Below are 23,637 nucleotides of genomic sequence, written 5' to 3'. Positions count from 1 at the left end.
AGCGGTCACCTTCGTTCGGCAGTAGCCGGCAGGGTCGGTGCGGACAGGACGTCCGCGAGCAACGGCACCAGGTCCTCCATGCCGCAGCGGTAGAAGTGGCCTCCGGGCAGGACCCGGAAGGTGAATGCGGCGGTCGTGAGGGCCGACCAGGCGGTCGTCAGCTCGTCGGTGACAAGCGGGTCGTCGGCGCCGCGAACCGCCAGGACGGGGCAGCCGACCGGCGCCGGCCCGGCCGGCCGGTAGCGGGCCGATGCCCGCACGTCGCCGACGAGGGCCCGCTCGACCAGCCGCCGGCCCAGCGGCGTCGCCCGGATCTGCGCCGGCAGACCGCCGAGGGCACCCACCCGGTCCCAGATCTCGTCGTCGGTGCCGTCGAGGAGGGCTGCCGTGCTGTGCCGCCACGGCGCCGCGGCGCCGCTGACCACCACCAGGGCGGGGCCCCTGCCCGCCTGGTGGGCGACCGCCGCCCACGACGCGGCGAGCAGGGCGCCGAAGCTGTGGCCGACGACGGCCCAGCGTTCGCCGGGGGCGGGCGCGTACCGCTGGTCCAGGTCCCGCACGTAGCCGTCGACCTCGGGCGGCGGCCGCTCGGCGATCCGCGCGCCGCGGCCCGGCAGCTCCGGTGCGACGACCGACAGGGCGTCGCCCAGCAGCTCACCGAGTCGGTCGTCCCAACCGCGGAAGACGCCGGCCGAGCCACCCGCGGGGGGCAGCAGGAACAGCCGGCCCGCCGCGACGGTCACGGTGTCGCGGTCGCCGGGACGGCGAGCTCGGCGGCGTACATCCGGTCGAAGGCGGCGACCAGGGTACGGTCGGCCACGGTCCCCCCGCTGAGCGCCGTGCGGCACAGCATTTTCAGCGCGCGCCAACTCTTCGTGGCGGCGGCGAGCCCTTCGATGAACGGCTCGCCGTCACCGACCAGCCCCGTCCACGGTTCGCCGGTTCGCCGGTACGCCTCCGCCACCGCCAGGTATGCCCGCTCGATCATCAGCGCCGAGTGGTACGTGTTGGTCAGTTGCGCGTGCCGGCGCTGGCCGGGTGCGGTGAGCGCTGGCACGAACGCGTCGCGGTACCGGGACAGCTGCTGGGGCAGCGTCCGCCGGTCGGCGAGGAGGGCGTCGACGGCGGCGCGTTCACGGCGGTGAACCGTCCCGTCGGCCAGGGCGGTCTGGGTCCGCTCGCCCAGGTGCAGCCGGTAGAGCGAGTCGTGCTTGTCGTAGACGTGGAACAGGTTGGAGCGGATCGCCTCGACGAACAGGGCCCGATCGAAGCGCAGCACCAGGGTACGGACGCCGACGTTGTCGATGCCGAGGTACGAGTTCTCGTCGAAGTCGACGACCGTCACCTTGTGCCCGTTGGTGCGGTGCTCGCGCAGGTAGTACTCGTCGAAGTGCTCGTGGTAGTAACTGTCGACGCGGGCGACGCAGTGCCCGTGGTCGCGCACGGCGCCGCGCAACGTCACCTCGATGTCACCGTCGACGGGCAGGTGGTGTTTCTCCACGCCCCACTCCCCCAGCAACAGGGCGTCGCGGGCCGCCTCGCCGTCGAGAAGATTCCGGCAGGACAGGCCACCCCACTCGGCGCGCAGCGTCGGGGCGCCGGCGACCAAAAGGAACGCCGCGAGCAGGCGAGGCGGCAGAAGCTGGGTCAGGCTGACGATGTGGCAGTCGTAGTAGACGCTCTCCACGGCGTTCCAGTGCCGGCCGGTGACCTCCGACTGGTGGGCGGTCACCCCGGGGACGTCGCGGGTCGGGTATGCGACGGCGACGGGCTCGGGCTCGGGCACGAAGGCCACTGTCACGGCGTCGCTCGTCGGGCTGCCGGTCCTGGGACCGTCGACGGTGGTGGTCACGGGCGTCTCCCGAAGGCGAGGCGGAGGGTGGCGGGTGAGCGGAAGCTGAGCCCCTGCACGGGGCTCGGCGTGACGTCGGCGAAGCGCAGGCCGGGCCGGCGTTCGAGCAGCAGGCGCAGCGCGGTGGTCACCTCTGCCAGGGCCATCCGGCGGCCCATGCACTGGTGACGCCCGGCGCCGAAGGAGAGCAGGCGCTGGTGTCCCGGCCGGCCCGGGTCGAACGTGTCCGGGTCCGGGAACACCGCCGGGTCACGGTTGGCCGAGCCGAGCAGGACGGTCAGCAACGAACCCTTCGGGATGTCCTGGCCGAGAAGCTCCCCGCCACCCCAGATCCGGATGGTGCTGTGGATCGGCGCCTCGTACCGCAGGGTCTCGTCCACCACCGCCTCGACGAGGTTGCCGTCCGCGGCGACCTGCGCCATCAGCTCCGGGCGCGAGCACAGGGTGTGCAGGACGTTCGCGATCAGCCGGTTGCTCGTGTCGATGGCGGCGGGGATGAGCAGCCCGACCTGGCGGACGATCTCGTCGTCGTCGACGTCGGCGCCCTCCGCGGCGGAGGACAGCAGCTGCCCGATGACGCTGTCGTCCGGTGCGGGTCGCAGCTCCGCGACCCGGCTGTGCAACAGGGCGCTCATGCGTGCCCACGCCGCGACGGCGGCCCGTCGGCGCACCGGATCGGCCGAGTCGATGAAGGCGATCACCGCGTCGCTGCAGGTCTGGAACTGCGGCACGTCCGCCGGTCGCAGGCCGATGATGCGCGACATCACCCGGATCGGTACGGCGTTCGCGAAGCCCGTCACGTAGTCGGCCGGGCCATCACCGGCCGCCGCGTCGAGGTCGTCGAGCACGCCGTGCACCGCCGCCGGGACGAGTTCGTCGAGGTACCCGGGGATGGCCGACGCGGAGAAGCTCCGGTTGGTCAACGCCCGCAGCCGGACGTGCTCCTCCCCCTCGACGTCGGTCACTGTGCGACCGAACAGCACCCGGGTCGCCCGGAACGGGCTCTCCACACTGGAGCGTCGGTCCCGCAGCACCGCCCCGGCGGCGGCGTGGTCGGTGGCGAACCAGGTGCGGCGCGACGTCGAGTGGACGAGCTGGCCCTGCGCCCGCAGCGCCGCGTACACGGGATAGGGGTCGAGCTGGAACGCGGGCGTCCCGAAGTCGCGGTCGGCGCCGTTGCGCGCGGGCGCGGTCACCGCATCACCGCCGCGTCCGGCGCTCCGGCCGGCTCCCACACGGCGGCGAAGCGCAGCCGGTGGTAGTCGGCGTACCAGCGGCCGTCGCGCAGCAACGTCGGCGCGGCCAGCTCGTTGATCCGCGCCAGGACGGCGTCGCGCCGCTCCGGCGGCACATGGCCGATCAGGGCCGCGCCGAACATGGCGACCCAGTCGGCGACGCCACCCGGGCAGTCGGTCAACTCGGTGGGCCGGGCGAAGTAGTCCATCCGCAGCACCTGGAAGCCGTGCGCCTCCAGCAGGGTGGCGTACTCCCCGGGGCTCGGGAAGTACCAGGGCATCCGCGCGCCCTCGGTCAGACCCTGCTCGGCCAGCGCGGCGCGGACGGCGGCGAGGATCCCGGCCACGTTGTGGGCACCGCCGAGTTCGGCGACGAAACGCCCACCCGGGCGCAGCGCGCGACGGACGGCGACGACGACCTCCGCCGGACGGGTCATCCAGTGCAGCGCGGCGTTGGAGAACACCGCGTCGACCTGCTCGTCGATCTGGAAGTCGTGGCCGTCCGCGAGCAGCACGTCCGATCCCAGCCGGGCGGTGGCCGAGGCGACCATGGCGGGGTCGCCGTCGACCGCGATCACCCGCGCCCCGCTCGCCGCGATCGTGGCGGCCAGCTCACCGGTGCCGCACCCCAGGTCCAGGACTGTCTCGCCGGGCACCGGGGCGAGCAGCTCGACGACACCGCCGGCCAGCGCGGACACGTAGCCGAACTGACGGTCGTAGCGGTCGGCGTCCCACCCGGGGTCGGGCCGGAACTGGTGGACGGAGTGCTGTGTCATCGTGTCACCCTCGATCAATCTGTTGGAGCATGAGTTCGGTGGTGCCGCCGGCGAGCGCCAGGCCGCTCGCGTCACGCAGGGCCCGTTCCGCCGGATGGCCGCGCCGGTAGCCGTCAGCACCGGAGAGTTGCAGCGCCTCGTCGGCCACCTCGGCCAGCACCGCGGCGGCCCGGTGTTTGCCGGCGGCCGCCCAGCCGCCCGGGCAGGCGCCCGCGGCGAGCAGCCGAAGGCTCTGCCCGGCCATCGCCTGCACCTCCTGGACTGCGGCGTCGAGCCGGGCGAGCGTGAATCGGACGTGCTGGTTGGTGATCAGCGGAACCCCGAAGGTGATCCGCCGGCCGGCGTCGGCGACCGCGTGGTCCAGGACCGACTCGGCCAGTTCGGCCATCCGGACGGCGAGCATCACGCGTTCGTGGATCCAGTGGCGCATCAGCACCAGCAGTCCGTGCCCGCCGACGGCGAGCACGGCGGCGACCGGGGCCGCGTCGAGCACCACCGCACCGGTCAGGCCGGTGTGTCCCAGGCCGTCCTGGGTGGTCACCCCGACGCGCGGCCCGGCGGGCACCAGCAGGAGCGCCGGTCCACGCCGACCGGTGCGCCCGTCGCGGTCGTCGGCCAGTACGAGCAGGTGGTCGGCGTACGGGGCGTTGCTGATGAACCACTTCGTTCCGGTCACGGTCAACCCACCGGCCGCTCCGGCGCCCACAGTGGTCTTCAGGGCGGTCAGGTCGCTGCCGCCGTCCGGTTCGGTGGCGGCCAGCGCACTGGTCGCCGAGCCGGCCAGGGCGTCCGTCACCAGCCCCACCGGTGTCGTCGGCAGGACGCCGAGCAGGCGTGTCGCCACCTCCAGGTGGGTGAGCAGCGCCGCGCCCGGCGCGCCGTTACCGACCCGGGCGAACGCGCGGTGCAACGCGGCGGCACGCCACAGGGCTGCGGCGCGGTCGCCGCCACGCTCGGCCCACGCGGCGCGCAGCAGGCCGGCCTCGCCGACGGCGCGCAGCAGCTCCCGTACGGGCGGGCCGGCCGACTCCCAGACGCCCGCAGCGAGCAGGCCGTCGCGGTGCCGGTCGGTGAAGGCGTCGAGCCGCGTCGCGAATTCGACGTCGGCGGCACCCTGCGGACAACGCGACCCGACCGTCGAGGCGAGCACCGACGCGGCGGTCACTGGGGCCACCCGCGCAGGCGGGCGAGGGCGGTGAGCATCATCTCGTCCGATCCGGTGGAGATGGACAACAGCCGGGTGTCGCGGAACGCGCGGTTGACCGGGTGGGTGCTGAGCTGTCCCTCGGCGCCGTGCAGGTGCAGGCAGGCGCGGGCTACCTCACGGGTGAGACGGCTGGAGCGCAGCTTGACCGCTGCGGACAGGGTGTTCACCGCACCGCCGGTCACCCACCGGTCGATGCCGGTGTACGCGAGCTGGCGCACCGCCTCCACCTCGGCGCGCAGGCGTGCCAGCTGCGCGGCGGGCTGCTGACGGTCGGCGATCGGTACGCCGAAGGTCCGCCGCTCCCGCAGCCGCTCGGCGGTCCGCAGCAGCAGGGTGTCCGCCATGGCGATCGCGCGGCAGGCGGACAGGATGCGCTCCGGTTCGAACTGGCGCAGCTGGGTGACCAGTCCGAGGCCGTGCCCGCCGAGGCGGTGCCCGTCGGGCACGAACACGCCGTCGAAGCGGAGTTGCCCGGCGACGCCGGCGGTCCGCAGCCCGAGCGTGGCGTCCGCCGGTTCCCTGCTCACGCCCGGGGCGTCGGCCGGCACCATCAGCAGGACGTGACCGAAGGTTCCACGAGCCTCGGGCAGCCGGGCCAGCACCGCGAAGGCGTCCGCGGTGAGCCCGGCCACGACCCACCGCTTGGCGCCGGTCAGCCGGTACCCGCCCGGCTCGGGGGTGGCCGTGGTGGCGACGGCGGCCACGTCGGCGCCGGCGCCGGGCTCGGAGACCGCGTGCCCGAGCAGGCAGCGCCCCGCCAGGGCCGGGCGCAGGAAACGCTCGACGGCCTCCGGCCCGCCGGCATCGGCCAGCATGGGCGCGACCATGTCGTTGTGGACCGTCACCCCCATGCCCACGCTGTCGAACAACAGCGCGCCGAGGCATTCGGCGAGGACCACGTGCTCCCAGGCGGTGCCGCCGGCGCCGCCCTGGTCGACGGCGAACCGCATGCCGAGCCAGCCTCGCGCGGCCAAGCCGGTCAGGACCTCGCGCAGGGGGACCGCGCCGTGCCGCTCCCAGGCGTCGACCATGGGTACGACGGTGGCCGCGAGGTGCTCGGTGAGGCGGGCCCGCAGCTCGTCCTCGGCGGGCGTGAACCAGCCGGTGCGGGCCGCGACGGTGAGGGCCGCGGTTTTCACGGTGCCTCGTCGAGCAGCAGCGCGGCGATGCGGGCGCGGTCCGGTTTGCCGGTGGACAGCACCGGTACGGACGGCAGCCGGTACAGCTCCCGCGGCACCATGTATCGGGGCAGGAGGTTGCCCACGTGCCTGAGCAGGGCCTCCACCGTGTCTCCGGGCAGTGGCAGCAGGGCGGCGGCCGGGCCGGGATCCGGCTGGTCGACGGTCGCGGGGGCGCGCAGTACCACGGCGCACGCCAGCGACAGCCCGTCGCGCGGATCCGGGACGGCCGCCACGAACGCGCTGCCGACGGCCGGGTGCGTCTCCACGGCGCGGCGCACCTCGTTGAGGTTGATTCGGTAGCCCTTGATCTTCACCTCGTCGTCGCGCCTGCCCGCGAAGCGCAGCGCCCCGTCCGCGCCGCGTTCCCCGATGTCGCCGGTGAGGTAGAAGCGCGTTCCCTCGTGGTCGAGGAGGACCGCCGCCTCCTCCGTCGGGCGGTCCAGGTACCCGCTCATCAGCTGCGCCCCGGCGATGGCGATCTCACCCGGGCCGTCCGTGGTGAGCCGGCCGTCGGCGTCCCGGAAACGGATCGTCACCCCCGGCAGCGGCGGCCCGATGGGGTACGCCTCGGTGCGGCCCGGTTCCCGCTCGGCGATCGGGTGGAAGGTCACCCCGCACGTCGCCTCGGTCGGCCCGTAGCCGTTGACCACCACGAGATTCGGGGCCGCGTGCAGCCAGTCCTGGACGGTGGCCGGGTTCAGCACCTCCGCGCCGGTGAGGATCCGGCGCAGCGCGCTCAGGTCACGCCCGGACAACCCGGGCTCCGTCCGGGCCAGCAGCGTCAACGTGGAGACCACCGCGGTGAAGTGGGTGATCCGGTCGCGTTCGATGAGGTCCAGCACCCGAGCCGGCACGACGAACGCCGGGCCGAGCCGCACGTGCGCCCCCTTGAGCAGCGGCAGGAGCAGGTCCGCCACCGAACCGTCGAAGTGCAGGGCTGTCGTGTTCAGGCAGCGTGCCCGATCGGTGATGCCGAGCACCGGGTCGACCGCGGCGAAGAACGCCTCGAGCGCGCTGTGCGGGATCCGGACGCCCTTCGGTTGGCCGGTGCTGCCGGAGGTGTACAGCACATACACCCCGTCATCCGGCGCGGTGGCCACCGGCAGGTCGTCGAGGCGCGCGTCCGCCTCGGTGCCGAGTTCCTCCACCGCCACCACCGGCACGGGCAGCGCCTGGTCTACCAGCCGGGCCACCGCCGCGCGGCGGGCCAGCAGGCGTGGGCTGCCGCAGTCCAGCAGCAGCGCGCGTCGCCGGTCAGCGGGCGCCGAGGGGTCGATCGGCAGGTAGGCGGCGCCGGCGGCGACCGCACCCAGCAGCGCCGTCACCGTGGCGGCGGTCTTCTCGCCGTGGACGGCGACCAGGTCACCGCGGCGCACCCCACGGCTGCGCAGACCCGCGGCGACCCGCAGCACCCGCTGCCACAGCTCGGCGCGGGTGAGTGTCGCGTCCGGTCCGGTGAGCGCGGGCAGGTCCGGCCCGGTGGCGGCGTGCGCGGCGAGCGCCGCCATGAGGGACCAGCCGACCGGCGTCGGCGCGCCGGCCTGCGGCGTCGAGGCCTCGACGAGCATGGTCATCGGGTCGCACGCCGCTCGACGAGGGCGACCAACGTCGACAGGCTCTCCAACGCGTCGAGGTCCTCGATCTCCTCCCCGAACTCGATGCCGTACTCGCTGCCGAGCCGGACGGTGAGCTCCACAGCGTCGAGTGAGTCCAGGTTGAGCGCGCGCATGAAGTTGTCGTCGGCGGCCAGCTCGGCCGAGACGTCGCGCTTCTTGATGGTGGCGAGGGTGTCGGCGAGGCGGTCACGGACGCTCTCGGCGGTGGGACGGGTCATCGGCTGACTCCTGAACGGTCTCGGGTGACACGGGTACGTCCGGGCGCGGCCGTACCGGTGCGGCGGGTGCGGTTACCGGCTGGCCGGGACGGCCGGCGCGGTCGGGACATCGGAGGTGCGCGAGGCGGCCGGCCGGGCGGCGGACCGCACCGTCCAGGCCACCGCCGCCACCAGGCAGGCGGTGCCCACCACGGTGGCCGAGGTCAGGTCCTCACCGAGGACCAGCGCTCCCAGCGCCACCGCCACGAGCGGGTTGACGTACGAGTAGGTGCTGGCCAGCCGCTGGTCCACCCGGGTGACGAGCCACGTGTACGCGAGGAAGCCCACCAGCGAACCGAGCAGCACGAGGTGCAGCTGCGCCAACCACACGGTGGGGTGTAGGTGACCGACGTCCAGCCGGCCCCACTCTCCGGCGAACCCGGAGACGACCAGCAGCGCCAGGCCGCCGCCGAGCATCTGCACCGCGCTGGACAGTGCGGCGCCCGGCACGAGGTCGCCGGGGGTGCCGCGCCCCGCCGAGGCGGCGGCGATCCGCCCCGCCACGGCCCACGTCAGCGCCGCGGCCAGCACGAGCAGCGAGGGCAGCAGCGGGCCCGGCTGGAAACCGAGAAGGATCGCCACGCCGGCCAGTCCGACCGTGGCAGCGCCCAGGTCCCGCCCTCTCGGCCGGCCCCCCATCACCAGCACCCAGATGGGTACGGTGGCGAAGTAGGTGCCGGCCGCCGCCGACGGCAGATCCTCGGAGGCGACACTGACCAGCCCGTTCGCGCCGAGGAAGTGCATGAGCCCGAGCAGGGTCAGCCGCCCGGTGTGCCCCCGCAACCGCACCGCCAGTCCCGGCTGGCCGCGCCGGCGCCAGTGCCAGCACAGCCCGCCGAGCAGCAGCGCCCCCGCCACGGAGAAGCGGACCCCGGCAGCGAACAGGGGCGGCACCTCCTGGACGACCACCCGGATGCCGAGGAAGGTCGAACCCCAGAGCAGCCACACCGCGAGCAGCGCCGCGGCGATGCGCCACCGGTCTGCAGTCGGCCGGTCCATCGTCAGGGCGGGTGTCGACGTCCTCGGTCGCGCCGAGGCGGAGTCCAGGGGGCGGTCCGGCCAGGGGCGTCGACGCACGCGCTAGGCCGGGTTCTGGGCGAGGATGCGGTCGAGGTACCGGCAGGAGGAGTTCAGCCTCCACAGGGCACCGCGTGCCATGGCCCGGCGGGTCTGCGGCTCGGCCGCCATCGGCTTGACGACGTGGGCGAACCACGCGCTCGCGTGGTGGGCGTCGATGCCGATGTGCAACCGGTGGTACGTGATGCCGTCGGCGGGGAGCCCGAGGCGCTCCCAGCCGTGCAGCACCTGGGAGAACCGGTCCGGCGCCAGCCACTCCGCAACGGCGAGGTGGCCGACGGCCTCGCCGAACAGGTTCCGGTACCGGCAGATCAGCACCGGTAGGTTCCCGCCGAGCAGCGCCTCCGTCGACAGGCTCTCCTTCAGCTCGTCGTCGGTGATGCCGAAGTGGGCGATGATCCGGCCGAACAGCGTGGTGTGGACCATCGCGGGGTCGCCGTTGCCCATCTCGTCCCAGAAGTTCTTGGCGATCTCCATCTTGGTCTCACCGTCCGAACCGACCTGCATCATGGCCAGCAGGTCGTCGAACCGGGCGTCCACCGACGACTCCTGCAACACGAAGCTGCGGAAGTCCGCCGGGGTGGCCCGCTCGCGCAGGAAGGAGTGGTAATAGGGGTGCTTGAACACCCGGTGCTCCCGCGTCATGTTCTTGAGCCACGGCACGAACCGTTCCGGGTCGTCCGGGATCGAGGCGTAGATGCTCTCGTCGATCCAGCTGTCCTCGTCCCGCGCGGTGTCCCGCTCCAGTTGCCGCGTCACCGCGTGCAGGACGGTGGACGCCTCGGCTGTCGATTCCGCCCCCAACTGGGTGTGCAGAGCGTAGATCTTCGCCAGCAGGTACTGCTGCGCGAACTGGGCGTCGGCGTCCCCGGCGGACGCCGCGGTACCCAGCCGGGTGACGTTCTCGAGCAGTTCGGCGTAGGCGTCCTGATCGGCGTACGAACGGTCGAAGTCTTCCTCGGACAGAGCGAAGCGACTCACCAGATCGGTGACGAACGCCGTAGGAGTGGTGCTCAGCGTGGCGGGCATCCGGGTGCGCTCCTTGCAGTCGGTATAACCCGAAGCATTCCCCCGCCGTCTGCACGGCTTCGCTGATTTTTCTGTATTCGCAGGTCGGAGCACACGCGACGCGCCGCGTGGGCGGTCAGCCCCCTGCGGTAGACGCCGCGCAGGTGACGTGCGACGGCGCGGTCGACCCGCTGCACCTGGATGCGGGACACCTCGTTGTCGGTGTGACGATCTGCTGGGCACACCCCGTGCCGCGTTCCCCCCGGCCGCCCGGAACTGGCCACCCCTGCCCGCACCGGGCGGCGACGTCATCGGGACGTGTTCGAGAAGTAGACCCCGAGACCAGCCAGCAGCAGGCTGATCAGGCTGGCACCGGCGCGTACCGAGTTCCACCACGTCCAGGCGGACGAGTAGGCGGCCCACACCCGTACCGCCTCCGCAGGATCGGTTGGCACGCCTGCGGCGTCGAGCTTCTCGTTCATCGGCACGTTGACGACCACCGTCGGGAGGAACGCGCCCACCAGGTACACCCCGGCGGCCACCAGGAACAGCACACCCGCTGACCGTTTCCCGAGGATCAACAGGAACACGCCGGTCACCGTGGCGGCGACGAGCGGGCCGAAGAACGTGACGAAGAACAGCGGATTCTGGATCCTCTGGTTGATGCTCGTCATGGCCCGGATCGCGGTGCCAGCGTCGGCGGCGTTCAGACCGGGCATCACCGCCACCGAGAAGGCGTAGTAGACACCGGTGATCGCACCCGTCACCACCAGGGTCACCGCCGCCGACCAGGCGGCCAGGGTGGCGTTCATGCCCAGTCTCCACCGGGTGACGTGTCCCATGCACCAGCGGCGGCGGCGTCCCGGGCATAGTCGGCGAAGTCGCGCGGCCTGCGGCCCAGCGCCCGTTGCACACCATCAGCGAGCTGTGCGTTGCGGCCGTCCAACACCTTGCCGAACAGCTCGATCAGCACCGCCGTGAGCTCCGCCGGCACGTCGTACCCGGCCATCACGGCGCCGTACTCCTCTGGCGAAACCGATCGGTAGCGGATCTCCCGCCCGAGCGCGTTGCCGATCTCCGAGGTCGCCTCGGCGAAGGTGAGAAGTCGCGGCCCGGTCACCTCGTAGAGCTGCCCCGCGTGCCCGTCGTCGGTCAGCGCAGCGACCACGATGTCGGCGATGTCGAGGGCGTCGACGAACGGCTCCGGCACGTTCCCGGCCGGGAGGACGACCTCGCCGCCGCGTATCGAGTCGGTCAGGAAGTCCTCGCTGAAGTTCTGGCTGAACCAGCTCGCCCGCACGATCGTCCAGGCCACTCCGGAGTCCTGGACCACCCGCTCGCTGAGTGTGGCCTCCTCCTCGCCCCGGCCGGAAAGCAGAACCAACCGTTCGATCCCGCCGGACACCGCCTGTTCCGTGAACGAACGGATCGTCGCGAGGGCGTCCGGCGCGACCAGGTCCGGGTAGTACACCAGGTAGACCGACGAAACCCCGTCCAGTACGGGCGCCCAGGTGCGCTGGTCGGTCCAGTCGAACGGCGGCTCGCCGCAGCGGGAGCCGACCCGTACCGGCCGGTCGAGTCTGGTGAGCCGGTCAACCACCCGGCGGCCCGTCTTGCCGGTGCCGCCCAGTACGAGGATTGGCTGCTCATCAACGGTCTTCGTCATGGCAACCAGTCAAGTCGAGGGTGAGCGCACCGGGAATGGGCGAGACTCTCGATCGCATGTCCCGACGTCTCGACAGCCCACCTCACAGGGCTAACCTGAGCGCATGGATGCGCTCGCGGGGCTGCTGGACGGGCCGAGGGCGCGCGGCGCGTTCCTGATGCGGTCGGTGTTCGACCCGCCCTGGTCGGTACGGATCCAGGATCGTGCGCCCCTCACCCTGGTCACCATGCTGCGCGGCACGGCGTGGGTGGTGCCGGATCAGGGCGCTCCGGTGCCGCTACGCCCGGGCGATGTCGCGATCATCCGTGGCCCGGAGCCATACACGATCGCCGACGACCCGGCCACGGCGCCGCAGGCAGTGATCCATCCCGGCGAGCACAGCACCACGCCCACCGGGGACGAGTTGTGCGAGGTGATGGACCTGGGTGTCCGGACCTGGGGCGAACGCGCTGACGGGATGGCGGTGCTGCTCAGTGGCACGTACCAGTTGCAGGGCGAGGTCAGCCAACGGCTGCTGAGGGTCCTGCCTCATCTCCTGGTGCTGCCGGCCGGAGCGCTGGACAGCCCGCTCATCCCCTTGCTCGGCGACGAGATGACCAAGGACGAGCCGGGGCAGGATGTGGTCCTGGACCGGCTGCTCGACCTACTGCTCATCGCCGTACTTCGGGCCTGGTTCTCCCGGCCCGAGGCGGCGGCACCCTCCTGGTACCGAGCGCACGGCGATCCGGTGGTCGGCAGGGCGTTGCGACTGCTGCATGACCACCCGGCAAAGCCCTGGACGGTGGCCACCCTCGCGGCCGGCACCGGTATCTCGCGGGCGGTGCTGGCCCGCCGGTTCACCGAACTGGTCGGCGAGCCTCCGATGGCGTACCTCACCAACTGGCGGCTCGCGCTGGCCGCCGACCTGCTGCGCGAACCGGACGCCACCGTCGGCGCGGTGGCCCGCCAGGTCGGCTACGGCAGTTCATTCGCACTCAGCGCGGCCTTCAAACGGGTACGCGGTCTCAGCCCGGCCGAACACCGGCAGGCCATCGGGTCGCCTGACGTCACTCCAGTGGGATGAATGTGCCGAGGCTGGCCGTGGGCATCCGTTCCTCATCGTCCGCCACCACCGACTCAGCGAACGAGAACCTGCCCAAGTAGACCGGCGACGCCGCGAGTGCCCACCACGCCGAGAGGCACCGGCCGCCGCAGACACGTCGCGAACATACCGGCTGCGAAGCTGGCAGACTGCCCGAGCGACAAGCCACTATGGTGCCGGGTATGACCACCGCAGAGACTCCGGAGCACATCACCCGGACCCGCATGGTCACCGCCCAGGCGGTCCTGCAGGGCGAAGCCGATCTTCGTGCGTACCCCTATCGCCTGCTGGCCGTGGTCTCCCATCACGGCATCGGCGGCACCAAGGTCAGCGAGGCGGTTGCTGCCGCCGAGGTCCTGGGCCAGTTCGGCTGGGACCTCGTCAACATCTCGGAATTCGCCTCCAACAAGGTCGTCTACGCCTTCCTGCGGAGACGGTGACGGTGAGGCGGACGCTACCCCTGCGGACGGGCGTTGATTTGCTCGACGGGCGGGGGCCGCCGAACGGGTTCGTCACCGATGGAGTGGACCTCCAGGCAGCACAGATAGCCCTCACCATCGACGAGTAGCACGACGCCGACGTAGAACTCGTCGTCGATGATGTCAGCCGACACTGGTGCACCGGACAGCACCGTGGCCGGCGCTGCGGCGCGGTCCACAGCAAGGTTGACGGTCACGCAGCCACACCCGCAGCGGCCCTCGACTGTGGCGAACGGCAACTGCGCCCGCAACTCGTCGCGCCCAGGGAACGGCACGAACAGCAGCCGCGCGATGACGTCCCGCTCGATGTCGCTGAGCGGGCGAGGTATGTCGTCGCCGGTCATACCGCCGCCTGATCGACATCGTCGGCGTCAAGGGTCTCGGGATCGCGGTCCTGAATGCTCGCACAAACATTCCTCAGAACCACGCCGCGACGCTCTTGCCTGAGAACGGGTTGTGAAAGCGGATCTGGCCCGACGGACCGGCTTCCGGATCTCTACTCAGAATGGACCGTTCTGCGAAGGATGCTGCGCTGATCGTTCTCCAGCATCGCGGTTCTGCGGTGAAGGCGAATCGACGAGGTCGGCAGCGGGTTTACGTGAGAGCAGGGTGTGCCGCCTGCCGGAGCCTGGCGTGAGTGGGGAGGCAGTTCTGCTGCTCAATGGGACGTGCCTGATTGTGGTGTGGCGCGTACGTGTGCGCGTTCGCCTCGTCTGCCGATGAGGCTGAGGAACTCGACAGGCCCGGCGCTGGTGGCACCGAACCAGTGGGGGGTGCGGGTGTCGAACTCGGCGGCTTCTCCGGGTTGCAGGATGAGGTTCTCGTCGCCGAGGGCCAGGCGCAAGGTGCCGTTGAGGACGTAGACCCAGTCGTAGCCCTCATGGGTGCGCAGGTCGGGTACGCGGTTGTCGTCGCCGGCGGGCAGGACGAACTTGTAGGCCTGGATGCCTCCCGGCCTGCGGGTCAGGGGCAGGATGGTGGATCCGTCGCCAGCGGCGATGGGGCGCAAGTTGATCCGGGGATCACCGGTCAGCGGCGCGTCGACGAGTTCGTCGATGGTGACGCTGTGGGCGCGGGCGAGCGGGAGCAGCTGTTCGAGCGTCGGACGCCGCAGGCCCGCTTCGAGCCGCGACAGCGTGCTGACGGAGATGCCGGTCTCCTCGGCCAGGTCGGTGAGGGTGATGTTGCGGCGCTGCCGCAGCTGCCTCAGCCGCGGGCCGACCGCGTCGAGGGTGCGGTCCAGATTGTCGTCCACAACCCCATTTTGCCATTCGGCAAAGATCTTTGCACATATTCGCCGGGCGGCTCAGGATCAAGTCACCGGCGAAGGTGGTGAAGGGAGCAGGGCAGATGGTGGAGCAGGCAGAGATCGAGAGGGACGTGGTCGTGGTCGGTGGCGGCGCGGCCGGGTTGAGCGCGGCGTTGATCCTGGGGCGTTCGCGGCGGCGAGTGACGGTCCTGGACGCCGGCGCACCGCGCAACGCGCCGGCGCAGGCCGTGCACGGCCTGCTGGCCCTCGGACTGAGCCCGCTGGAGTTCCTCAGGCGCGGCCGCGATGAGGTCACCGGCTACGGCGGCGAGATCATCGTCGACGACCGGCTGACCGGGGTCCGTCTCGACGACGACAAGGTCATACCGGTCGAGACCGTGGCGGTGGCGCCGCGGATGGTCGCCCGAGCAGAGGCGTTCGCCGGTATCGGCATCACCGCGACGCAGCACCCGGTGGGTTCCTTCGCCGCTGATGAGACCGGTCGGACCTCGGTGCCCGGGGTATGGGCGGCCGGTAACTCCACCGATCTGTCCGCCCAGGTCGGTGCGGCCGCCGCGGGCGGCGCCCGCGCCGCAGCCCATCTCAACGCCGACCTCGTCGCCGAGGACACCGACCGGGCGGTCGCCCGGCTGACGGACGAGGAGAACCTCCGATGACGCACAGCTTCGACAAGGACTACTGGCAACAGCACTGGCAGCAGACCCACGGCGACAAGCCCGGCTCCATGGCCTGCAGCCCACCCAACCCCTACCTCGCCCAGGAGACCGCCGGCCTGGCACCGGGCACCGCCCTGGACGCCGGGTGCGGCGCCGGCGCCGAGGCGATCTGGCTCGCCTCCCACGGCTGGCAGCTCACCGCCGCCGACATCTCCGCCGACGCCCTCGCCCGCGCCGCCGACCGCGCCACCGCCAGCGGGCAGACGGAGTCCATCCGGTGGGTGGAGGCGGACCTGACCGTCTGGGAACCGGGCATGCGCTTCGACCTGGTCACCACCCACTACGCGCACCCCGCGATGCCCCAACTGGCCTTCTACCAGCGCATCTCCGACTGGGTGGCGCCCGGCGGCACCCTGCTGATCGTCGGGCACCTGCACACCGGCCACGGGCACGGGCATCAGCATCCCGCCGAGGCGACGGTCACCCTCGCCGACATCACCGCCGTCCTGAATGCGGCCGACTGGGAGATCGTCACCGCCGAGGAGCACCGGCGCCCGGCGACCGGGCCCGGCGGCCATGCGGTCTCGCTGCACGACGTCGTCGTGCGCGCCACCCGCCGCCCCTGAACCACTTTCTCTGCGACGCCGGGACCGAGGTCCACCCCGGCGCCGTACCCCATCGCGCCCTTGTGGAAGGAACCCCGCGCATGCCTGCCCTCGACAGTTCGCCAAGCGTGAGCGTCCCCGACGCGACGATTCGCGACCCGCGCCAGCGTCGCGCGATCCTGATCGCGGTGTGTATCGCTCTGATGGCGGTCATCGCCTCGGTCTCCGGGCTCAATGTCGTCCAGCCGCAGGTCGCCGTCGCGTTCGACGCCTCGCAGAGCACCGTCCTGTGGATGATCAACATCTACACCCTCAGCCTGGCCGCGCTGCTGCTCCCGCTCGGCGCCCTCGGCGACCGGGTGGGCCGCAAACCGATCCTGCTCGCCGGCCTCGCCCTGTTCGGCGTCGCCAGCGCGGCGGCGGGCCTGGCCACCTCATCCGAGATGATGATCGCCGCCCGGCTGTTCGCCGGCGTCGGCGCCGCCATGATCATGCCGGTCACCCTGGCCGTCATCACCTCGACGTTCCCCGACGAGGAACGCTCCAAAGCCATCGGTGTGTGGACCGGCGTCGCCGGCGGCGGCGGCATTCTCGGCATGTACCTGTCCGCGGTCCTCGTCGACTGGGCGAACTGGCGGTGGCTGTTCCTGCTGCCGGTCGTGCTCGTGGCCGCGGCCACCGTCACGGCCCTGCGAGCCGTCCCGAATTCCCGCGAGACGTCGCAGCACAGCTTCGACATGGTCGGGTCCCTGACGTCGGTGATCGCCGTGGTCGCGCTCATCTACGTCCTGCACGAAGGCCCGGTCCACGGCTGGACCTCGCCCGTCACCGTGGCCAGCCTGCTCGTCGGCGTCGTCGCCGCCATCGGGTTCGTGGCCTGGGAACTACGCCGGGCGGCGCCCCTGCTCGACGTGCGCCTGTTCCGTGACCGGCGCCTCGCCAGCGGCTCGCTGGCACTGCTGGCACTGTTCGGCGTCCAAGCCGGGATCTTTGTCGTGCTGTTCCCCTACTTCCAGGCCGTTCTCGGCTGGTCCGGACTGCGCTCCACCCTCGCGCTCATGCCCATGGCAGCGATGATGATGCTCGCCTCCGGACTCGCCCCCCGAGTGGCCGCCCGAGCCGGAGCTCGCGCAACGATGGCAGCCGGAATCCTGCTCGGCGGCGCCGGCCTGGCGCTCATCGCCACCCTCGTCTCCGTCGACGGCGGCTACCTCGCCATCCTGCCCGGCATGCTCGCCATGGGACTCGGCATGGGCCTGACCCAGACCCCCTCCACCGAGGCCATCACCTCCGCCCTGCCCCGCGAACGTCAAGGCGTCGCGTCCGCCCTCAACGACGTCACCCGAGAATTCGGCACCGCCCTTGGCGTCGCCCTGCTCGGAGCCGTCCTGACCGCCGGCTACCGCAACGCCATCAACGGTCGCCTCGACACCATCCCGGCCGACACCGCTGACACCGCCCGCGAAGGCATCGCCAACGCCATCGCCACCGCCGACACCGCCGGCACCCAGGCACCCGCACTCATCCGCGCCGCCCAGGAAGCGTTCGTCGACGGCTGGCAACAAGCCATGTGGGCGGGAGTCGCCGTCATGACGATCCTGTTCGTCTACGTCCTGGCCCGAGGCCCTCAAGGAACCGCGCCGATCACACCGGCAACCGCCGCATCGAACTCGGCCAGCGACGCCACCATCGCCGGGTAGCACCGGCCTGGCACACGCCGCGATCCTGCAGCCAGACGTGGTCCCGCTCGTCATGCTCCTCAAGGGCCCACCCCCCGGTCAGCTGCTTACCGCGCTGGCCGGGGGCCAGTCGCAGCGGCCGGTAGCCGTCGGTGTCGAGCTGGGCGAGCTCGCCGTCGATGTCGACGAAGTGGGTGCCGTAGAAGTGCACGATCCCCGAACCACCGCCGCGATCGCGATCGCGAGCAGTCCCGGCAGCGGATGGATCCGGCCGCCGGCGTCCCGTGGGTCCGGAACCCGGGCGAGGGCCTGCAGCAACCCTGGCGTGTGTCCTGTCTCGACAGCGGCAAGATGCGCTGCTGCGCAGCTCGCGACTCCTGCGTGACAACACGCCTTTGAAAAACAGCCTAAGGCCCGGCTACCTGATCGGCATTGATCGAGGTCTTGACTCTATGCGCCGCCCTGCTCATGATTTACTTCGGCGGTCCAACAGTGAGGGTCAATGTGATGACGCAGGTAGAGCCACCGGTAGGAGGCCAACCATCAGTCGTCACTCTCAGCGATCTTGGACAAAATGGCCGACTCGCGCGTGCCAGTTCAGGCACGAGGGATTGGCTGAAACGTGGGGCCCATCGGCGGGAACTGAGCATCGCGGGCCTCGGTTCGGTGCTCCTCGCTGTCGCGATGATCTGGCTGATTCCGCCGTACGCGGTTCGCGTGATGACTTCCGGCGCCAAGACTGTGCCGATCGCCAACCCGGCCCACACCATCGTCGGTGACGCGGGTGACCCGACGGCCCAAGCATGGCTGGTGGGATGGGGTGGCCACGCTCTCACCCACGGTCTGCGTGGCCTGTGGGATACCAACGCCTTTTATCCCGACAAGTACGGCCTAGCCCTGAACGACAGCCTGCTCGGCTATGCCCCGGCAGGGCTGATAGGCAGCGGTGTAGTCGGCGCCGTGCTGCGCTACAACATCCTGTTCGTGCTGGCTTTCGCGCTCGCCTTCCTCGGCGGCTACGCGCTCCTGCGCCAGCTTGGCGCGAATAAGGTCGCCGCCGCGGTAGCCGGGGCCGCCCTCGCCTACGCGCCCTGGCGCTACGGCCACGACGGCCATTTGAATATCCTCTCCACCGGTGGCATCACCCTGGCCCTGGCGATGCTGGCGCGCGGCCACGGACTCTCGTTCACCCGCGGCTACCTTGCCGAACGAGTCCGACCGGGCTGGGCGTTCGCTGGCTGGCTGGTCGCGGCCTGGCAGGTCAGCCTTGGCTTCGGCGTGGGGCTGGGATTCGTATACGTCCTCGCCGCCCTCTGCCTGATCACACTGACAGCCTGGCTGATCCACCGCCCACGCCTTAGCCCCCGGCTGATCGTCAGTGATCTGATCGGCGGGTTGGTCTTCACCGCGGTGACCGGATACTTCGCGTACGCGTACCAACACGTGCGCGAGCTCAACCCACATGTCACCCGGGACTGGGACTACGTCGCGTTCTTCTCCCCGACACTGCGCGGACTTCTCGTGGCTCCGCAGTCCTCGCTGCCCTGGGGCACCCTACACAACGACGACCGCATCGCTCTTGGTGGCGCAGCGACTGAGAAAGTGCTGCTATGCGGGTATGCACTGTATTTACTGGCCTTCGCCGGCCTGTTCCTATCCCGCTGGTCACCGGTGCAACGACTTCTGCTGTTGTTTGGAGCGGTCGTCGGAGTGTTGTTCGCGCTAGGCACGAACGGGCCGATCTACCGTCTGCTCTATCTTTACGTGCCCGGGTTCGATGGATCCCGTACACCAGGACGGTTGATCTTGTGGCCCACTATCTGCCTGGCCATTCTCGCGGCCGGCCTGGTTACCCAACTAGCCGAGGTGGCTCGCAGGGGCGCCAAGCCGAAATGGTCGGTGGAAGAGGCACGGCTACTGACCGTTCCGTTGCTGGTCCTCGTGCTAGCTGAGGGCCTGCCTGACCTGCAGCACCCCCAAACCCCAGCCAAACCGGCCGCGATGGCGCTAGCCTCCGCGCACGCTCCGATCATGGTATTGCCGTCCGACGACGGCATCGACCTCCACGTCCTACTTTGGTCGACCGACGGTTTTCCCGCGGTGGTCAACGGTGCGGCCAGCTACACCACACCCAACCGTCAGTCGATCCGCGACGTTATGACGACCTTCCCCAGCCAGCAGGCCTTGGATCGGTTGCACCAACTCGGCATCCGCAGCGTCGTCCTGCTGCGCGACCGGGTCCATGGCACCCCATACGAACCGCTGCTTAACATCCCCGACGTACCCGGCATCACCCGCCACGACGTCGGGTCAGACGTGGTTTACACCATCGACACCAACACGAAGTGATGGTGGGCGTGTCCTCGGGATACCGCGGCGACTAGCTGACCTGAACCCAAAAGGGGAGCCCTTTGAGCTGCGTCGGGACGGCCGGATTCGAACCGACGACCCCTTGTTACCAACAGTAACCGAACCAGCTTGTCACCCCTTGCCACCGCGTTCGGGGCTGGCTGCACCAGGCGAGCCAAGTTGTTACCGGTCTGTCAGGTTCGCGTCAGGCTTATCTGATGCCGTTGCATCGATCCACACCATCGGGAAGAGTCGCTCCCTAGCGGCGCCGTCGGCTATCCCTCGTTCCGGAGGTGGGCATGGGTGTCACATGGGCGCAACTGCTCCAACTCTTGCTCCCAGTCCTTGCTGGCGCGGTCATTGGCGTCTTCCCGACGCTACTGTTGGAGCGCATCAGGAACGCAGCCGCGCTGCGTACCCGCTGGGACCAGGAGCTGCAGAAGGTATGTGCCGAATTCGCCGCCTGCACCCGCCGCATCATTGATCTGGCCGAGGAGCCGACCGGCGACGAAGGTGCCCTCGAAGCCGAGCATCGCATGCTTCAGGTACACATGGCGGAGGTCCGTATCCTCGGCGGGCTCGATGTGCAGGCGGCAGCCCGCGGCGTCGTGGCATCCACGCACGGCCTGCGCATGACGGCGTCCACGAAGCCCGAGGACGCAGCTCGGCATCGCAGCCGGACCCTCGACGGCCTGTTCGCCTTCTACCGCGCCGTACGCCACCAGCTCAAAATTCCCGACGCGGACAAGCTCGCCCCAATGAACCCGGGGACGGCCATGCAATGAAAGCGTTCATCAGCTACTCGCATGAACCGGACGATCGGCGGTTCGCCTCCTGGCTCTACGACAAGCTCAAGGAGCCCGACTCAGTCCTCGATCCGCTCATCGACCGTAAGAACCTCGCGCTCGGACCGCCGTGGCGGGAAAGCCTGCCGGTACTCATCCGCGGCTGCGACATCCTGCTCTTCGTTCGGTCGCGATTCAGTCTCAGCTCGCCGTACTGCCGCTTCGAGGTCGAGGTAGCCGATCACAACGCCTTGTTGATCGCGGTCCTCGACATAGAGGCCGACACGCCGCCGTACGAGTACACCGATCGGTACAGCAGTATCGACTTCAGTCAGGGCCGCGAACTCGGCCTGGCCACGCTCCGCGAACGCGTCCGTCAGTGGCAGAGCCCCGAGGGGCAGGATCAGCTGAAGAGCTACCGCCTGCACCGGGCACAGGACCGAAAGCTGCGCGGACGGGGAGGGACGCCCGCGACGCCGGCGTGGCTCGCCGGCGAGACACGCGGCGATCCCTGGCCGATCCGGATGCATGGCCACGAACGGCCCCGCCAAGACCTGCGCGGCTTCCTCGCCCGCGAGGACGTCGGCATCATCGTCGTTTCGGGGCCCGAGGGCATCGGCAAGTCCGCGATCGTCCGCAGCGAATTGGCGGAGCTCGAAAGCGTGGATGGGCCAACGATCCATTACCGTGTGGCTAGGCCCGGCAAGATGCTCGGCGCGGCGATCTTGGAGTCCGTCATCACGGATCCGACCCGGGCCCGCGAGCAGGACGGCTCCGCCGGCGATTACCTGCCTACCGACATCGATGAGCTCCTCGGCCTGGCCAGCGACACGGACGCCGTTCTCGCGATCGATTCCTTCGAGAACCTCGTCGACCGACACGGCGCCGGTCTGCTCGACCTCGACCTCGACGAAGTTCTCGAGCGGATCTCCCGGCTGCGCAGCCATCGCCTCAAGGTCGTGGTGGTTACCCGCGACCTGCCGCGGCCGCGGCACCGCAGTAATTGGCTGCTCACCGCCCGGCACGTCCGCGTCGACAACGGCCTCGACCCGGAGAGCTTCGGCCGGCTGTTGCAGGACCTCGACCGCCGGTCAGATCTGGTGCCCCCCACCACGCCGGACACTCTCATCGCCGACGCGTGCCGGCTGTTGCACGGGCGCCCCCGGCTCGCTGAATTCGTCTACGCCCGTGCCTCCCGCGGCTTCGACACCATCCACGAAGTGGTGGCCGAACTCGAGATAATCGATCCAACTGGTACAGCGGAGTACGTCTTCGACGAGTTCATTGCCGCTCTTGACGGCCACGCCAGGATCGTCTTGGAGGCGCTGGCCGCGCTCGGGACACCGGTTGACGAGGCGACGATCCAGCACATGATCGTTGAAGCTGCGACGATCACGCTCGAGCCACGCCGACTGAGCAACATCCTGCGCTGGCTGGTCTCGCGCAACGCCGTCAGCACCGTGGCGGGCCTCTTCTACCTCCAGGACCCGGACCGGCAGCGCATCTTGCGATGGATGCCGCTTGAAGACGACGACACTCGAGACGTGCCGCGCCGGGGCCGCTTGACCCTGCTGACCACGGCTGCGGATGTGCTCTGGCGGCAGCGTCCAGCGCGCCCCCGCAGCGCCGACGAGTTCGACCACCCCATCGCCGCGATCAACGCGCTGATCACGGCCGAGGAGTACGAGGACGCTGCCAAGCGCATCGACGAAATCGACCGGCATCTCGTCCGTTGGAATCGCAGCTCTCTGCTGCTTCAGCAGCGCCTGCGGCTCCGCGGCCGACTCCCCCGGGATTTCCTGGAGTTCGTCAACGACACGGCCCTTGGCGAGATCTACCTCGAGAACGGCCTGTACCGCGAGGCCCTGATGATCCTGCTGCGGGCCAAGACTCTGGCGGCCTCGATTCCGTCTAAGGAGCTGACCTGGGCAACGCACGTCAACCTGGGCACGGCACTCATGCGAGTGGGGCGCACCAAAGACGCCCTCGCCAGGTACCGGCAGGCGCTGGCTGCCGCCGAAACGCGGCCTGACCCGGCAGAGCAGGTTCTCCCCCTGGAAGGAATCGCCAACTGTCACCGCCGGTGGGGCGAGCTCGACTCCGCGTTCGATCACCTACACCGAGCCCTAGCGCACGCCGGCGCCGACACGCGGTTCCGGCTGAACCTGCGCCTGGCGCGTTGGTATGCAATGGACGGCGACCCGCGGGCCCAGGACCATCTAGCAGCCGCGGCAGAGGAGAAGACCGATGACCGGGCTCGCGCGGCGTACCTCGATCAGCTCGGGGAGCAACTGCTCGCCGAAGGGGACATCGAGGCTGCGGTGGCTCACGCGACGGAAGCGGAAGGCATTGCCCGGCGAGTTGGTAACGGGATCGCGCTCCAGCGCGCACGAACCACGCTCGCATTCGCCTCACTGCAAGCCGGCGCGCCAAAGGAAGCCCGACGCTGGGCGGTGCTGGCGGCCCGGGAACGTCCGGGCGGGCGCAACCTACTGATCGTGGCCCTGCGCGCGCTGACCGCCCTGCACGAAAGTGATCGCTTCTCGGCACGTGAGGACTTCAGCCTGCTACGGGACGAAGCCGCAGATCGTATCCGGCAAGATCCGCGCGACTTCGCCGCCGAGGGTTTCCTGGGCCTCGCACTCTGCGGCAGGCACGTCTGCGCCGACGAACCGCTCGAGCACGCAGTTCGCTCACTGAGCCGGTACGCGCACCCTGCGTGCGAGAACGACGAGGCAGCACCGCGGCGAATCCCAGCCCAACTCACCGGCCGCTTACGGACCCTGCTCACCTGCCTCGCAGAATGTGCGCGACCGGGAACGCTCGACCGAGCACTGCAGGCGCTCGAACCCTAGCAA

The 23,637-nt window shown here is 70.5% G+C and carries 23 protein-coding genes; 8 read left to right on the top strand and 15 right to left on the bottom strand.

Annotated elements, in window-relative coordinates:
* Positions 1-5 precede the first annotated feature (5 nt).
* The 12 genes from ACLQ3F_RS29770 to ACLQ3F_RS29715 form a co-directional block, all read right to left on the bottom strand.
* Positions 6-743, bottom strand: coding sequence for a thioesterase II family protein (locus tag ACLQ3F_RS29770; RefSeq protein ID WP_425852874.1), 738 nt, complete (start codon positions 741-743; stop codon positions 6-8).
* Positions 740-1,852 carry a hypothetical protein gene (locus tag ACLQ3F_RS29765; RefSeq protein ID WP_425852872.1) on the bottom strand — a complete coding sequence of 371 codons (1,113 nt, stop codon included), beginning with the start codon at positions 1,850-1,852 and terminating at the stop codon, positions 740-742. Before ACLQ3F_RS29765 ends, ACLQ3F_RS29770 begins: the two co-directional genes overlap by 4 nt.
* Complete coding sequence (locus tag ACLQ3F_RS29760) at positions 1,849-3,048, bottom strand: cytochrome P450 (protein WP_425852871.1); 1,200 nt, start codon at positions 3,046-3,048, stop codon at positions 1,849-1,851. Before ACLQ3F_RS29760 ends, ACLQ3F_RS29765 begins: the two co-directional genes overlap by 4 nt.
* On the bottom strand, positions 3,045-3,863 hold the full coding sequence (locus ACLQ3F_RS29755; RefSeq protein WP_425852869.1) for a class I SAM-dependent methyltransferase: 819 nt from the start codon (positions 3,861-3,863) through the stop codon (positions 3,045-3,047). The genes ACLQ3F_RS29760 and ACLQ3F_RS29755 overlap by 4 nt, the downstream gene beginning before the upstream one ends.
* A gap of 4 nt (positions 3,864-3,867) precedes the next feature.
* A complete protein-coding gene (locus tag ACLQ3F_RS29750) occupies positions 3,868-5,037 on the bottom strand; it encodes an acyl-CoA dehydrogenase family protein (protein ID WP_425852868.1) in 1,170 nt (389 codons plus the stop codon).
* A complete protein-coding gene (locus ACLQ3F_RS29745; protein WP_425852867.1) occupies positions 5,025-6,209 on the bottom strand; it encodes an acyl-CoA dehydrogenase family protein in 1,185 nt (394 codons plus the stop codon). Before ACLQ3F_RS29745 ends, ACLQ3F_RS29750 begins: the two co-directional genes overlap by 13 nt.
* Positions 6,206-7,825, bottom strand: a complete 1,620-nt coding sequence (locus ACLQ3F_RS29740; protein ID WP_425852865.1) for an amino acid adenylation domain-containing protein — start codon at positions 7,823-7,825, stop codon at positions 6,206-6,208. The genes ACLQ3F_RS29745 and ACLQ3F_RS29740 overlap by 4 nt, the downstream gene beginning before the upstream one ends.
* Positions 7,822-8,085 carry an acyl carrier protein gene (locus ACLQ3F_RS29735; protein ID WP_355008489.1) on the bottom strand — a complete coding sequence of 88 codons (264 nt, stop codon included), beginning with the start codon at positions 8,083-8,085 and terminating at the stop codon, positions 7,822-7,824. The genes ACLQ3F_RS29740 and ACLQ3F_RS29735 overlap by 4 nt, the downstream gene beginning before the upstream one ends.
* Positions 8,086-8,157: 72 nt before the next feature.
* A complete protein-coding gene (locus ACLQ3F_RS29730; RefSeq protein ID WP_425852863.1) occupies positions 8,158-9,123 on the bottom strand; it encodes an EamA family transporter in 966 nt (321 codons plus the stop codon).
* An 81-nt stretch (positions 9,124-9,204) separates the two neighbouring features.
* Positions 9,205-10,230: an iron-containing redox enzyme family protein gene (locus ACLQ3F_RS29725; RefSeq protein WP_425852862.1), complete on the bottom strand. Its 1,026-nt coding sequence runs from the start codon at positions 10,228-10,230 to the stop codon at positions 9,205-9,207.
* Between the two features lie 287 nt (positions 10,231-10,517).
* The gene (locus tag ACLQ3F_RS29720; protein ID WP_425852861.1) at positions 10,518-11,021 is read right to left on the bottom strand and encodes a DUF1772 domain-containing protein; all 504 of its coding nucleotides are present in this window, start codon (positions 11,019-11,021) and stop codon (positions 10,518-10,520) included.
* Positions 11,018-11,875, bottom strand: coding sequence for an NmrA family transcriptional regulator (locus ACLQ3F_RS29715; protein WP_425852860.1), 858 nt, complete (start codon positions 11,873-11,875; stop codon positions 11,018-11,020). The genes ACLQ3F_RS29720 and ACLQ3F_RS29715 overlap by 4 nt, the downstream gene beginning before the upstream one ends.
* Positions 11,876-11,978: 103 nt before the next feature.
* Here ACLQ3F_RS29715 and ACLQ3F_RS29710 point away from each other — a divergent pair, with 103 nt between their 5' ends.
* Both ACLQ3F_RS29710 and ACLQ3F_RS29705 read left to right on the top strand, forming a co-directional pair.
* Entirely contained in the window at positions 11,979-12,938 is a 960-nt protein-coding gene (locus tag ACLQ3F_RS29710) for an AraC family transcriptional regulator (RefSeq protein ID WP_425852858.1), read from the top strand.
* A 200-nt stretch (positions 12,939-13,138) separates the two neighbouring features.
* Positions 13,139-13,396 (top strand): transcriptional regulator, encoded by a 258-nt coding sequence (locus ACLQ3F_RS29705; protein WP_425852857.1) that lies wholly within the window; start codon positions 13,139-13,141, stop codon positions 13,394-13,396.
* A gap of 14 nt (positions 13,397-13,410) precedes the next feature.
* On the opposite strand, the gene ACLQ3F_RS29700 is transcribed toward ACLQ3F_RS29705, so the two are convergent.
* Together ACLQ3F_RS29700 and ACLQ3F_RS29695 are read right to left on the bottom strand one after the other, a co-directional pair.
* A complete protein-coding gene (locus ACLQ3F_RS29700; RefSeq protein WP_425852856.1) occupies positions 13,411-13,779 on the bottom strand; it encodes a hypothetical protein in 369 nt (122 codons plus the stop codon).
* Positions 13,780-14,093: 314 nt separating this feature from the next.
* Positions 14,094-14,690, bottom strand: a complete 597-nt coding sequence (locus ACLQ3F_RS29695; protein WP_425852854.1) for a helix-turn-helix domain-containing protein — start codon at positions 14,688-14,690, stop codon at positions 14,094-14,096.
* A 95-nt stretch (positions 14,691-14,785) separates the two neighbouring features.
* Here ACLQ3F_RS29695 and ACLQ3F_RS29690 point away from each other — a divergent pair, with 95 nt between their 5' ends.
* The 3 genes from ACLQ3F_RS29690 (at position 14,786) to ACLQ3F_RS29680 (ending at position 17,666) form a co-directional block, all read left to right on the top strand.
* Positions 14,786-15,361: an FAD-dependent oxidoreductase gene (locus ACLQ3F_RS29690; RefSeq protein WP_425852853.1), complete on the top strand. Its 576-nt coding sequence runs from the start codon at positions 14,786-14,788 to the stop codon at positions 15,359-15,361.
* Entirely contained in the window at positions 15,358-15,987 is a 630-nt protein-coding gene (locus tag ACLQ3F_RS29685; protein WP_425852851.1) for a class I SAM-dependent methyltransferase, read from the top strand. The genes ACLQ3F_RS29690 and ACLQ3F_RS29685 overlap by 4 nt, the downstream gene beginning before the upstream one ends.
* 107 nt (positions 15,988-16,094) lie before the next feature.
* Positions 16,095-17,666: an MFS transporter gene (locus tag ACLQ3F_RS29680; RefSeq protein ID WP_425852849.1), complete on the top strand. Its 1,572-nt coding sequence runs from the start codon at positions 16,095-16,097 to the stop codon at positions 17,664-17,666.
* Here the strand turns inward: ACLQ3F_RS29680 and ACLQ3F_RS29675 are convergent.
* Positions 17,611-17,856, bottom strand: a complete 246-nt coding sequence (locus tag ACLQ3F_RS29675) for a hypothetical protein (RefSeq protein WP_425852941.1) — start codon at positions 17,854-17,856, stop codon at positions 17,611-17,613. The two genes, ACLQ3F_RS29680 and ACLQ3F_RS29675, sit on opposite strands and share 56 nt — an antisense overlap.
* Positions 17,857-18,329: 473 nt before the next feature.
* Here ACLQ3F_RS29675 and ACLQ3F_RS29670 point away from each other — a divergent pair, with 473 nt between their 5' ends.
* The 3 genes from ACLQ3F_RS29670 to ACLQ3F_RS29660 all read left to right on the top strand — a co-directional run bounded on the left by ACLQ3F_RS29670 (position 18,330) and on the right by ACLQ3F_RS29660 (position 23,634).
* Positions 18,330-19,994 carry a hypothetical protein gene (locus tag ACLQ3F_RS29670; protein WP_425852847.1) on the top strand — a complete coding sequence of 555 codons (1,665 nt, stop codon included), beginning with the start codon at positions 18,330-18,332 and terminating at the stop codon, positions 19,992-19,994.
* A gap of 299 nt (positions 19,995-20,293) precedes the next feature.
* Entirely contained in the window at positions 20,294-20,779 is a 486-nt protein-coding gene (locus tag ACLQ3F_RS29665) for a hypothetical protein (protein WP_425852845.1), read from the top strand.
* Positions 20,776-23,634 (top strand): TIR domain-containing protein, encoded by a 2,859-nt coding sequence (locus ACLQ3F_RS29660; RefSeq protein WP_425852843.1) that lies wholly within the window; start codon positions 20,776-20,778, stop codon positions 23,632-23,634. The genes ACLQ3F_RS29665 and ACLQ3F_RS29660 overlap by 4 nt, the downstream gene beginning before the upstream one ends.
* Positions 23,635-23,637: the final 3 nt, after the last annotated feature.

The sequence above is a fragment of the Micromonospora sp. DT15 genome (genome assembly GCF_049841475.1).
Taxonomy (GTDB): domain Bacteria; phylum Actinomycetota; class Actinomycetes; order Mycobacteriales; family Micromonosporaceae; genus Micromonospora.
The sequence above is the reverse complement of the archived record's forward strand: the minus strand, read 5'-3'. Positions and strand labels throughout refer to the sequence as shown.